The organism is Bradyrhizobium iriomotense (assembly GCF_018130765.1).
GTDB classification, from domain to species: domain Bacteria; phylum Pseudomonadota; class Alphaproteobacteria; order Rhizobiales; family Xanthobacteraceae; genus Bradyrhizobium; species Bradyrhizobium iriomotense_A.
In genome coordinates this window covers 137482-150302 of record NZ_JAFCJZ010000014.1, presented here as the reverse complement: position 1 = coordinate 150302, position 12821 = coordinate 137482, and the positions used below count along the sequence as shown (strand labels likewise).

Annotated in this window: 7 protein-coding genes; 6 read left to right on the top strand and 1 reads right to left on the bottom strand. The window is 65.0% G+C overall.

Features of this window, described 5'->3' with window-relative positions; genetic code table 11:
* Positions 1-9 precede the first annotated feature (9 nt).
* From treS to treY, 5 genes are read left to right on the top strand one after another with little or no spacing between them, the layout of a single operon-like run.
* Complete coding sequence (gene treS, locus JQ635_RS23770) at positions 10-3303, top strand: maltose alpha-D-glucosyltransferase (protein WP_211412208.1); 3294 nt, start codon at positions 10-12, stop codon at positions 3301-3303.
* The gene (gene glgB / locus JQ635_RS23765) at positions 3296-5443 is read left to right on the top strand and encodes a 1,4-alpha-glucan branching protein GlgB (protein ID WP_211412207.1); all 2148 of its coding nucleotides are present in this window, start codon (positions 3296-3298) and stop codon (positions 5441-5443) included. The genes treS and glgB overlap by 8 nt, the downstream gene beginning before the upstream one ends.
* A gap of 3 nt (positions 5444-5446) precedes the next feature.
* Positions 5447-7525 carry a glycogen debranching protein GlgX gene (glgX, locus tag JQ635_RS23760; RefSeq protein WP_211412206.1) on the top strand — a complete coding sequence of 693 codons (2079 nt, stop codon included), beginning with the start codon at positions 5447-5449 and terminating at the stop codon, positions 7523-7525.
* Positions 7522-9273: a malto-oligosyltrehalose trehalohydrolase gene (gene treZ, locus JQ635_RS23755; RefSeq protein ID WP_211412205.1), complete on the top strand. Its 1752-nt coding sequence runs from the start codon at positions 7522-7524 to the stop codon at positions 9271-9273. The genes glgX and treZ overlap by 4 nt, the downstream gene beginning before the upstream one ends.
* A gap of 1 nt (position 9274) precedes the next feature.
* A complete protein-coding gene (gene treY / locus JQ635_RS23750) occupies positions 9275-12061 on the top strand; it encodes a malto-oligosyltrehalose synthase (protein WP_211412204.1) in 2787 nt (928 codons plus the stop codon).
* A gap of 3 nt (positions 12062-12064) precedes the next feature.
* On the opposite strand, the gene JQ635_RS23745 is transcribed toward treY, so the two are convergent.
* Positions 12065-12382: a polyhydroxyalkanoic acid system family protein gene (locus JQ635_RS23745; RefSeq protein WP_211404892.1), complete on the bottom strand. Its 318-nt coding sequence runs from the start codon at positions 12380-12382 to the stop codon at positions 12065-12067.
* Between the two features lie 180 nt (positions 12383-12562).
* Here JQ635_RS23745 and JQ635_RS23740 point away from each other — a divergent pair, with 180 nt between their 5' ends.
* Positions 12563-12727 carry a DUF3309 family protein gene (locus tag JQ635_RS23740; RefSeq protein ID WP_018318514.1) on the top strand — a complete coding sequence of 55 codons (165 nt, stop codon included), beginning with the start codon at positions 12563-12565 and terminating at the stop codon, positions 12725-12727.
* Positions 12728-12821: the final 94 nt, after the last annotated feature.

Sequence of the window (12821 nt, the reverse complement as noted above, 5' to 3'; positions counted from 1 at the left end):
GTTCACGCCATGAATGTTCTGTCTTCCGTCGACACCAAGAAAGTTGAGGCTGCCGAGACCGTGGATGAGCTCTGGTACAAGGACGCGATCATCTACCAGCTCCACGTCAAGGCCTTTGCCGACAGCAACCATGACGGCATCGGGGACTTCGCCGGCCTGACCGAGAAGCTGCCCTATCTCCAGGAGCTCGGCGTCACCGCGCTGTGGCTGCTGCCGTTCTATCCCTCGCCCGGCCGCGACGACGGCTACGACATCGGTGACTACGGCGCGGTCAATCCCGATTTCGGGACGATGAAGGATTTCAAGCGCTTCATCCAGGAGGCGCAGAAGCGCGGTTTGCGCGTCATCACCGAGCTGGTCGTCAACCACACCTCCGACCAGCACAAATGGTTCAAGCGCGCGCGCCGCAGCCCGGCAGGCTCGAGCGCCCGCAACTGGTATGTCTGGAGCGACACCGACCAGAAATACCAGGGCACGCGGATCATCTTCACCGACACCGAGAAGTCGAACTGGACCTGGGATCACGAGGCCGGCGCCTTCTACTGGCACCGCTTCTTCTCGCACCAGCCGGACCTGAATTTCGACAATCCGCGCGTGGTCAGCGCCATCATCCAGGTGATGAAGCGCTGGCTCGACGCCGGGGTCGACGGTTTCCGGCTCGATGCCATTCCCTATCTCTGCGAGCGCGAGGGCACCTCGAACGAGAACCTCCCCGAGACGCATGCGATCATCAAGCGCCTGCGCCAGGAGCTGGATTCCTACTCCAAGGGCAAGCTGCTGCTGGCCGAAGCCAATCAATGGCCGGAGGACGTGCAGGAATATTTCGGCCGCGGCGACGAATGCCACATGGCCTATCACTTCCCGCTGATGCCGCGCATCTACATGGCGATCGCGCAGGAGGACCGCTTCCCGATCACCGACATCCTGCGCCAGACGCCTGACATCCCGGCGAGCTGCCAATGGGCGCTGTTCCTGCGCAACCATGACGAGCTGACGCTGGAGATGGTCACCGACGTCGAGCGTGACTATCTCTGGACCACCTACGCCAACGATCCGCGGGCGCGCATCAATGTCGGCATCCGCCGGCGCCTTGCGCCGCTGATGGACAATGACCGCCGCAAGATCGAGCTGATGAACTCGCTGCTGCTGTCCTTCCCGGGCACGCCGATCATCTATTACGGCGACGAGATCGGGATGGGCGACAACATCTATCTCGGCGACCGCAACGGCGTGCGCACGCCGATGCAATGGAGCCCGGACCGCAATGGCGGCTTCTCGCGCTGCGACCCCGCCCGGCTCTACGCGCCGCTGATCATGGATCCGGTCTACGGCTATGAATCGGTCAACGTGGAGGCGCAGTCGCGCAGCCTGTCGTCGCTGCTCAGCGCCACCAAGCGGCTGATCTCGGTGCGCAAGTCAACGCTCGCCTTCGGCCGCGGCACCATGACCTTCATCCGCCCGGCCAATCGCGCCGTGCTGGCCTATGTCCGGCAGTATCGCGACGAGGTGATCCTCTGCGTCGCCAATCTCTCGCGCGCCGCGCAGGCGACCGAGCTCGATCTGTCGCCGTGGAAAGACCGCATCCCGCAGGAGATGCTTGGACGGACGCGTTTCCCGCCGATCGGCGAATTGCCCTACATGATCACGCTGGGGCCCTACGGCTTCTACTGGTTCCATCTCACCGAGCGCGACAAGTCCGAGCCGGTGACGCCGCGCGCGGTGCCTGAGTTCGAGACGCTGGTGGTGCCGGTCAATTCGAACTGGGTGTCGCTGGCACGCGAGCGCGGCGTGTTCGAGCGCGACGTGCTGCCAGGATTTTTGGCAAGGACACGCTGGTATCCGGAGCACAATCCCAAGCACATCAAGGCCACACTGACCTCGGCGGTGCCTTTCAGCGATATCGGCGACAACAGGCCCTGGATCGCGTTCTTCGAGACCACGCGGGACGACGTCACGACGCGCTACGTGCTGCCGATGCAGATCGAATGGGTACGCTTCGACCGCGAACGCTTCAACCCGAAGGCGCTCGCCGCCGTCCGCCAGGGTGCGCGCGAGGGCACACTGCTCGACGTCGCGACCGAGCAGATCTTCATCGGCCTGTTCCTGCGGGGTCTGTCGCAAAACCTGGTGGTGGACGAGAACAATCTGCGGCTGGAGTTCAAGGCGACCAGCCGATTCGCCGACTACACCATCAAGGAGCCCGAACGCATCCGCGCGATCGAGCAGTCCAACAGCACAGCGCTCGTGGACAACCAATATGTCGTCAAGATCCATCGGCAGCTCGAAAGCGGCACCAGTCCCGAGATCGAGATCGGCCACTACCTCACCGAAATCGCCCGCTTCGCCAACACGCCGGCCCTGCTCGGCAGTGTCGAGCTGGTGGAGGACGATCAGCGCAGCGCCGTCGGCGTGCTGCATGCCTATGTCGAAAACCAGGGCGACGGCTGGACGATGACCACCGGCTATCTCGATCGCTATATCGACGAGCAGCGGCTCTTGTCCGCGGGCGAAACGCCGCGCGAGACCCAGGAGCAGGCGCCTTACCTGCACTTCATCGCGCAGATCGGCCGGCGGCTTGCCGAGCTGCATGTCGCCCTGGCCGCGGCAAAGCCGGACAATCTCGCTCCGGAGCCGATCGGCTCCGGACACGCCAGGCGCTGGGTCTCTGACCTCAAGGCGCGGGCCGAGCGCGTTTTCGAGCACCTGGCCAATAGCCGCGACGGCCTGCGGGAGGCGGACCGGCCGCTGATCGACCGGCTCGGCGCCGCGCGCGCGGCCCTGCCCGACCACCTCAATGCACTATTGCCTTCCGGGATCGGCGGGTTGAACATCCGTCATCATGGCGACTTCCGCCTCGGGCAGACTCTGATCGTGAAGGACGACATCTTCATCATCGACTTCGACGGCCATCCGCGCCGGCCGCTGGCCGACAAGCAGCGCAAGCTGCCTGCCGCGCGCGATGTCGCCGGCCTGATCCGCTCGATTGATCTTTCGGTTAACGTGGCCCTCAACCGGGTGCTCGCGGGCGGCTCCGACGAACAGGACCGGCTTGCAGCCGCGCTCGGCGAATGGCGCGAACGCGCCACCACGACGTTCCAGCACGCCTATCGCGAGGCCATGACCGACCGGCGGCTGTGGCCGGAAGATCCGCAATCCGCGCAAGGCCTGTTAAGGTTTTTCCTGCTTGATCAAGCGTTCGACGACGTAGAGTACGAACTGTCCCACCGGCCCGAGGGGCTCCATGCGCCGCTGACCGGACTGCTTCGCATTCTGTCCAGCGCCGAAAGCGAAGCCCATGCCTAAACTGCCAGCTGAAGCCTACGCGATCATCGAGGGCCGCCACTCCGACCCCTTCCACTATCTCGGGCTGCATCCCGAGGGCGGCAAGAGCGTGGTGCGCGCCTTCCTTCCCGAGGCCTCCAATGTCGAGGCGGTCGGCGAGCATGGCGAGGTCGCGCCGCTCGACCGCGTTCATGACTCCGGCCTGTTCATCGGAGCCCTTCCCAACGGCTCGCAGCACTATCAACTGCGCGCGAAATTCGGCAACAGCGTCGTCGAATTCGAGGATGCCTACCGCTTCCCGCCGATCCTGACCGATTTCGACCTCTATCTGCTCGGCGAAGGCACCCACCAGCGCCTCTACGACAAGCTCGGCGCGCATCCGATGCGGCTCGACGGCGTCGACGGTATCGGCTTCGTGGTGCTGGCGCCGAATGCGCGGCGCGTATCCGTGGTCGGCGATTTCAACTTCTGGGACGGTCGGCGTCATCCGATGCGGGTGCGCGGCAGCGGGTACTGGGAGCTCTTCATCCCGCATGCGAAGATCGGCGATCACTACAAGTTCGAGATCATCGGCCCGCACGGCCATCTGCTGCCGCTGAAGTCCGACCCGCTGGCGTTTGCGAGCGAGGTACGGCCGAAGACGGCCTCGATCGTGCTCGACGAGGCGCATCTGCCGCGGCCGCGCCCCGCGCCCGACGGCATCAACGCGCTGTCGGCGCCGATGTCGATCTACGAGGTCCATCTCGGCTCGTGGCGGCGCAAGGGCAACAATGAATGGCTCACCTATCGCGAGCTGGCCGAACAGCTGCCGGCCTATGCTCGCGACATGGGGTTCACGCATCTCGAATTCCTGCCCGTCAGCGAGCATCCGTTTGACGGCTCCTGGGGCTATCAGCCAACCGGCCTCTATGCCCCGACCAGCCGGTTCGGAAGCCCCGAGGATTTCGCCGCGCTGGTCGATGCCTGCCATCGCGAAGGCATCGGCGTGCTGCTCGACTGGGTGCCCGGCCATTTCCCCGACGATCCGCACGGGCTCGGCAGCTTTGACGGCACGGCGCTGTTTGAGCACGCGAACCCGCTTCAGGGCCGCCATCTCGACTGGGGCACGCTGATCTACAATTACGGTCGCACCGAAGTGACGAACTTCCTGGTGTCGAACGCGCTGTTCTGGATGGAGCGCTACAGCATCGATGGCTTACGCGTCGATGCGGTGGCGTCGATGCTCTATCTCGACTACAGCCGGCCGCCCGGCGCGTGGATTCCGAACCAGTATGGCGGCCGCGAAAACATCGAGGCGATCGACTTCCTGCGCCGTTTCAACACGGAGGTCTTTGCCCGCTTCCCGCAGGCGACCACGGCCGCGGAAGAATCCACCGCATGGCCGCAAGTCTCGCGCCCGGTCGAATTCGGCGGGCTCGGCTTCGGCTACAAGTGGAACATGGGCTGGATGCACGACACGCTGAATTACATCAGCAAGGATCCGATCCACCGCAAGTATCATCACGGCGAGATCCTGTTCGGGCTGCATTACGCCTTCTCGGAGAATTTCATCCTGCCGCTGTCGCATGACGAGGTCGTGCACGGCAAACGTTCGATCCTGGGCCGCATGCCCGGCGACGAATGGCAGCGCTTTGCGAATTTGCGGGCCTATTACAGCTTCATGTTCGGCCACCCCGGCAAGAAGCTGCTGTTCATGGGCGCCGAGATCGCGCAGAGCCGCGAATGGAATCACGACCAGTCGCTCGACTGGCACCTGCTCGAATACAAGGTCCATTCCGGCATCCAGGCGCTGATCCGCGACCTCAACCGCCTCTACCGCGCGGTGCCGGCGCTGCATCAGATGGACTGCGACCAGGCCGGCTTCGAATGGCTGATCACCGATGATGCCAACCGCAACGTGTTCGCCTGGCTGCGCAAGGGTTTTGACGAGCACGCGCGGTGCCTCGTCATCGTCAACTTCTCCCCCAATGTCTATCGCAACTATCGCGTTCGCGTGCCCCTGGCCGGCAAGTGGAAAGAGGTGTTCAACTCCGACTCCGCCCATTACGGCGGCAGCAATGTCGGGAACATCGGCGAGGTCCGGACCGTTGACGGCAAGACGCCCGAGCTCCGCCTCACCATTCCGCCGCTCGCCGCGATCTTCCTCGTTCCGGAAAGCTGACCGATGCGCCTGACCGCCGGATCGCCCGCACGCCTCGGCGCAAGCTGGGACGGACGCGGCACCAATTTTGCGCTGTTCTCCGCCAACGCGCAGAAGGTCGAGCTCTGCCTGTTCGACACGCAAGGCCGCCGCGAGCTCGAACGCGTCGAACTGCCCGAAAAGACCGAGGACGTCTGGCACGGCTATCTCAACGACGTCTCGCCCGGCCAGCTCTACGGTTATCGGGTGCACGGCCCGTACGAGCCCGAGCACGGCCATCGCTTCAATGCCAACAAGCTGCTGCTCGACCCCTATGCGAAGCGGCTCGCGGGCCGGCTGGTCTGGAGCGATGCGCATTTCGCCTACCGCACCGGCTCGCCGCGCGAGGACCTGTCGTTCGACCGGCGCGACAACGCGCGCGGCATGCCCAAGGCCGTCGTGGTCGACGAGACCTTCAACTGGGGCCGGCGCGAGATCCGGCCGAACATTCCCTGGGAAGACACGATCATCTACGAAGCTCACGTCAAGGGCCTGACGCAGAAGCGCGACGACGTGCCGCCGAACCTCCGTGGCACCTACGGCGGCCTGTCCTCGCCGGCGATGATCGAGCACCTGAAGAAGCTCGGCGTCACCACGATCGAGCTGCTGCCGATCCACAGCTTCGTCGACGACCGCATCCTGGTCGAAAAGAAGCTCGTCAATTACTGGGGCTACAACTCGCTGTCCTTCTTCGCGCCGGAGCCGCGCTACGCCCAGGACAATGCGCTGGATTCCTTCCGCACCACGGTCGCGCGCCTGCACGATGCCGGCATCGAGGTGATGCTCGACGTCGTCTATAACCACACCGCCGAAGGCAACCACCTCGGCCCGACGCTGTGCTATCGCGGCATCGACAATGCCTCCTATTACTGGCTCAACCGCGAGAACCCGCGCTACTACGACGACTTCACCGGCTGCGGCTCGTCGGTGAACCTCACCCATCCGCGTGTGTTGCAGATGGTGATGGACTCCTTGCGCTACTGGGTCGAGGTCTGCCATGTCGACGGCTTCCGCTTCGATCTCGCCACCACGCTCGCGCGCGGGCCGAACGGATTTGATCGCGGCATCTCGTTTCTGACCGCGATCCGGCAGGATCCGGTGCTGGCCGCCGTGAAGCTCGTCGCCGAGCCCTGGGACCTCGGCCTCGGCGGCTACCAGGTCGGCGCATTTCCCTCGCAATGGTCGGAGTGGAACGACCGCTATCGCAGCGCCATGCGCCGTTACTGGAGCGGCGAAGGCAGCCTGATCGGCGACATCTCCAGCCGCATGACGGCGTCCTCCGATCTGTTCAATCACGACGGACGGCGGCCGCGCGCCAGCATCAACCACATCACGGTGCATGACGGTTTCACGCTCGCCGACCTCTTCAGCTATAACGAGAAGCACAACGAGGCCAATGGCGAGGACAATCGCGACGGCTCCAACGACAACCACAGCAACAATTGCGGTGTCGAGGGACCGACCGACGATCCGAATATCCTCGCCCTGCGCCGGCAGCTTCGCAGGAACGTGCTGGCCTGCCTGATACTGGCGCAGGGCGTCCCGCTGATCCTCGCCGGCGACGAGGTCGGCAATTCGCAGTCCGGCAACAACAACGCCTATTGCCAGGACAACGAGGTCGGCTGGGTCGGCTGGGACAATCTCGGCAAGGAGGGCGAGGACATGGTCGATTTCGTCTCAGGCCTCGCCGACATCCGCCGCCGCTTCTCGCAGCTTCGCAGCCATCGCTGGCTCGACGGCCGTCCCAAGGACGGTGTCTCCTACGGCGCACTGTGGCTGACGCCTGAGGGCAACGAGATGACGGAGAGCGACTGGACATTCCCGGATGGGCGGTTTCTCTCCTATGTGATGGGGCCGATGGAACCCGGCAGCGCCGCGATCTTTATCGTCCTGAACGCTGCGCCCGAAGAGATCGCATTCAAATTGCCCAAAATGTCCGAATACAAGAGCTGGCAGCAGATCCTGAACACGACCGATGCCAAGCTGAACACCATCGACTTCCCGTCCGGGAGCGACAGCAAGGCGCCGCCGCGCTCCGTGCTCGCCTTCGCGGGGGCGCCATGAGGCCATCCTTCGGGGCGCGGCCAACGAAAGACGGCGTGTCGTTCCGGCTGTGGGCGCCCGGCGCGCGCCGCGTCGATCTCCTGCTCGACCGCAGGCACGCGATGCAGCGCCGGCAGGATGGCTGGTACGTGGCCGAGATTGTCGGCCTCACCACTGGCAGCCGCTACAAATTCAGGATCGACGACGAGATCGACGTGCCCGATCCGGCCTCGGCTTTTCAGCCAGAAGACGTCTTCGGCCCGAGCGAGGTGATCGATCACGACGCGTTCGCCTGGCGCGCGCAGGATTGGCGCGGCCGGCCCTGGGAAGAAACGGTGCTGATCGAGACCCATGTCGGCACCTTCACGGGCGAAGGCACCTACCGCGCCATGATCGACAAGCTCGATCATCTCGCAGCGATTGGAATCACTGCGCTGGAATTGATGCCGCTGGCCGATTTCGCCGGACGCCGCGGCTGGGGTTATGACGGCGTGCTGTGGTATGCGCCCGACAGCGCCTATGGCCGTCCCGAAGATCTGAAGACGCTGATCGACGAGGCCCATCTGCGCGGGCTGATGGTGTTCCTCGACGTCGTCTACAATCATTTCGGCCCGGAGGGGAATTATCTCGGCCGCTATGCGCCGACCTTCTTCACCGATGCGCATACGCCCTGGGGCAGCGCGATCGACTACCGCGTGCCGCAGGTGCGCGCCTTTGCGGTCGAGAACGCGCTGTCCTGGCTGACCGACTACCGCTTCGACGGACTGCGGCTGGATGCCGCCAACCACATCATGGCTGTCCCTGGCGAGCAGTCGATGCTGCAGGACCTCAGCGTCGCCGCCGGGGAGCTTGCCAGGGCCACGGGACGGCACATCCATCTCGTGCTGGAGAACGGCGACAACCGCGCCAGCCTGCTCGATGCCGCACAGGAGCCGCCGAACGGAAAATATCGGGGACAGTGGAACGACGACTATCATCACGTCTGGCATGTGATGCTGACCGGCGAACTCGCCGGATACTACGGCGACTACCAGACCCCGCGCATGGACCTCGCGCGCGCGCTGGCCTCGGGCTTCGTCTACCAGGGCGAGATCTCGGAGTTCTGGGGCAAGAAGCCGCGCGGCGAGCCGAGCGGCAAGCTGCCGCCCGCAACCTTCGTCAATTTCCTGCAGAACCACGACCAGATCGGCAATCGCCCGCTCGGCGAACGGCTCGAGAGCCTGGCATCGCCGCAGCAGATCGAGGCGGCGCTCGCAGTGACCCTGCTCGCGCCGATGGTGCCGATGCTGTTTCAGGGCGAGGAATGGGGCTCGAAGGTCCCCTTCCCGTTCTTCTGCGATTTCCAGGGCGGCCTTGCCGATGCGGTGCGCAAAGGCCGCAAGCAGGAATATGGCTGGGCCTATGAGAAATACGGCGACGAGGTGCCCGACCCGCTCGATCCGGCAACACTCGAAACGGCTGTGCTCGACTGGACCGGCCGCACGCCGGAGCAGGAGGCGCGGATGGCGCTGGTGCGGGAGCTGCTCGCGCTTCGCCGTAAGGAAATCATGCCGCGGCTCAAGGGCGCGAGCTTCGGTGATGCCGAGGCAGCCGACAATGGCCTGCTCAGCGCACATTGGCGGATGGGCGACGGCACGACGTTGCGCCTCGTCGCCAATCTGTCGGATCACGAGATCACTTCCACCGTCAGCACCGGCACGCCGATCTGGGGCGGCGCGGCCGGCGATCGGCTTCCGCCCTGGTCGGTGGTCTGGCGCCTCGGAGGTTGACATGCCTCCCGCCATTCCTGTCGCGACTTACCGGCTCCAGCTCACTGCGGATTTCGGCTTCGACAAGGCCACTGCGGTGGTGCCCTATCTCAAGGCGCTGGGAATCACGCATCTTTACGCTTCGCCGGTGATGAAGGCGCGCAAGGGCTCGACGCATGGCTACGACACCGTCGATCACAGCCAGCTCAGTCCCGAGCTCGGCGGCGAAGCCGGTTTTGCGCGGCTGAGCGAAGCGCTAGTCAAGCACGACCTCGGTCTCATCATCGACTTCGTGCCCAACCATGTCGGCGTGCATTTTGCCGACAATCCCTGGTGGCTCGACGTGCTGGAATGGGGCCAGGCCTCGCCGCACGCCGTCGCCTTCGATATCGACTGGGACCTCTTGCCCCACCGCGCCCGCGGCGGCGTGCTGCTGCCGATCCTCGGCTCGTCCTATGGCGAGGCACTCGAGCGCGGCGAGATCGAGCTGCGCTACGATGTCGATGAGGGAAGCTTTTCCGCCTGGTATTTCGAGCATCGCTTGCCGATCGCGCCCGAGCGCTATGGTGAAATCCTGCGCGTGATCGTGAAGGAGGCGGACACCGCCGAGACAGAGGCCGGCAGGCGTCTGCTTGCGCTTGCGGCGCGCTACATGGGATTGCGCCGCCCCAATCGCAAGGAAGCGCCGGCCTTCAAGACCGAGCTCAAGGAGATCGCGGGCGCCGCCGACATCATCAGCCGCGGTCTTGCCGCCTATCGTGCCGCCAGGGATCGTCACGCGCAGACGCTGGCGCTGCATCACCTGCTGGAGCGCCAGAACTACAAGCTCGGACACTGGCGGCTTGCCTCCAGCGACATCAATTATCGCCGCTTCTTCGACGTCAACGGGCTGGCGGGCCTGCGCGTCGAGGACCCAGGCACGTTCGCCGCCACGCACCGGCTGGTGAAGCAGCTTGTCGCCGACGGCAGATTGCAGGGCATCCGCCTCGATCACATCGACGGGCTGCGCGATCCTGCGCAATATTGCCAGCGGCTGCGGCGGCTGGTGCGCGATGCGCAGGGCAAGACAAAGCCGTTCTATACGGTGATCGAGAAGATCCTGTGCGAGCACGAGCGCCTGCCGCATTTCGCCGGCGTCCAAGGCACCACCGGCTACGAGTGGATGAACGTCATCACGCAGGTGCTGGTCGAGCCTAAGGGGCTCGAGGCGCTGGACGAGACCTGGCGCCAGATCAGCAACCGGCCGCCACGGCTTGCGCCTTACGTCAAGGAGGCCAAGCGGCGCGTGCTGGAGACGCTGCTGACCAGCGAATTCACCGTGCTGACGCGCCTGCTCGCGCGCATCGCCAATGGGCATTACTCGACGCGCGACTTCTCGGCCGACAGCCTGCGGCAGGCGCTCGAGCTCTACGTGCTGCATTTCCCGGTCTATCGCACCTATCTGACCACGGCCGGGGCGACCGCGCATGACCGCAAGCTGATCGAGGACACCATCGCGCGCGCCCGCGCCGAATGGTTCGCCGCGGACGAAGGCATCTTCGACTTCCTGCGCGATGCCCTGACCATGGATCTGCTCAAGCCCGGCCGGCCTCCGCACAGCACGCCGCGCGTGCGCCGCTTCGCGCTGAAGGTGCAGCAGTTCACCGGGCCGATGATGGCAAAGTCGCTGGAGGACACCGCGTTCTACCAGTTCCACCGGCTGCTGGCGCTGAACGAGGTCGGCGGCGATCCCGCCAGCACCGGCCTCACCGTTTCCGCCTTCCACGAGGCGATGCGGGCGCGCGCCAGGGAGTGGCCGCAAGGGATGACGGCGACCGCCACCCACGACACCAAGCGCGGCGAGGACGCCCGCGCCCGGATTGCGGCACTCAGCGAAATTCCCGGCGAATGGACCAGCGCGGTGTCGCGCTGGAAGGTCCTGAATGCGCCGCATCTCGCGCTCCACGGCCATCTGCGCGCGCCGTCGGCGACATTCGAATACATGCTGTACCAGACCCTGCTCGGCGCCTGGCCGCTGCAGGGGTCGCTCGATGCCAATTTCGTCGAGCGCATCCAGGCCTATGCGCTCAAGGCCGCGCGCGAAGGCAAGGAGGAGACGAGCTGGCTCAACCCGCACGAGGCCTATGAGAGTGGCGTCAGGAGCTTCATCGGGAAGATCCTCGATCCCGCGCTGTCAGGCGAATTCCTGGAGGCGCTGCAATCCCTGGCCCGCCGTCTCGCCCTGCTCGGTGCGTTGAACTCGCTGAGCCAGCTCACGCTCAAGGCGACGCTGCCGGGCGTGCCCGACTTCTACCAGGGCACCGAATTCTGGGACTTGTCGCTGGTCGATCCCGACAACCGCCGCCCCGTGGATTTTGCCGCGCGCGATACGGCGCTGACGTTATTGAAAACACCGGACTGGACCGCCCTGACCAGGGCCTGGCCGGACGGCCGGCTCAAGCTTGCCTGGACGCGGCAGCTGCTCCGGCGGCGCAACGAGCTCGCCGATGTTTTCGCGCAAGGCGACTACCAGAAGCTGGAGGTGCGCGGCACGCATGCCGAGCACGTCATCGCGTTCGCCCGTCGCCGCGGTCGCACTGCGGCGATCGTCATCGTCGGACGCCAGTTTGCGCCGTTCACGCAAGCGGGCCGGCAATGGCCCGCAATCGAAGGCTTCGATGCGACCGTCGATATCACGGGCTATGCAGCGGCGGGGCTTGCGGGCAAGGCCCTGCCGATCGCACAGGCTTTCCACGATCTTCCGGCGGCTGTCATTGCGGCCCGCGCAGCGAGCCCCATCAGGCCTGCGCTGCAGCGCGCCCGCGCCTGAAACTCACTTTCCGTCGTCCTTGGTCAGCAGCAACTGTCCGCGCTTCTTGATGGTCGCCTGCGCCATCTCGGCAAAGCGCTGCAACAGCCACGGCAAGACCACCTGAACCTTGACGTGATCGTCGGCGACGTCGACCTGACCGGTCGCGATCTGCCCGAGTGCGCGGATGCGGAAATTCATGCTGTCGCCGCTCCAGCGCTCCTCCTCGACCTGCAGCACGGGAATGCTGGCGGCCGCGCGGCCAAGCCCGGACTTAAGTCGGCGCACCGCCTCCTCGCGGCCGAGACGATGCGGAATGGAAACGACAAGCGGTGCTGACATGGCTCTGCCCCGTGCTGCTTGATCCTCACTTAGTGATGCCGGCTGCGACCATAAAGGTTCCATGCAAGATGATCCGTCAGCCGTGTTTCAACAACGGAACTATAAAACCTACGGCAAGTTGCCCTCGCACACGGGACAGGTGCAAACGACCCTTTCAAAAAAGGGCTGGAGGAGACTCGCATGTCAATCGGCACGATCATTCTGATCATTCTGGTCATCGCCCTGCTCGGCGGCTTCAGCGGCATCGGCGGCGGCCCGTTCTACGGCACCGGCTATTACGGCGGCGGCGGCCTCGGGCTCGTCATCGTCATCCTGCTGATCCTGCTGCTGATGGGACGGATCTAGCGATCAGTTGTAGGGTGGGTTAGCACGCGGCTGCGCGAAGCGCAGTCCGCTGGCGTAACCCACCACTTCTGCCTCCACGGCAACAGAAGAGGTG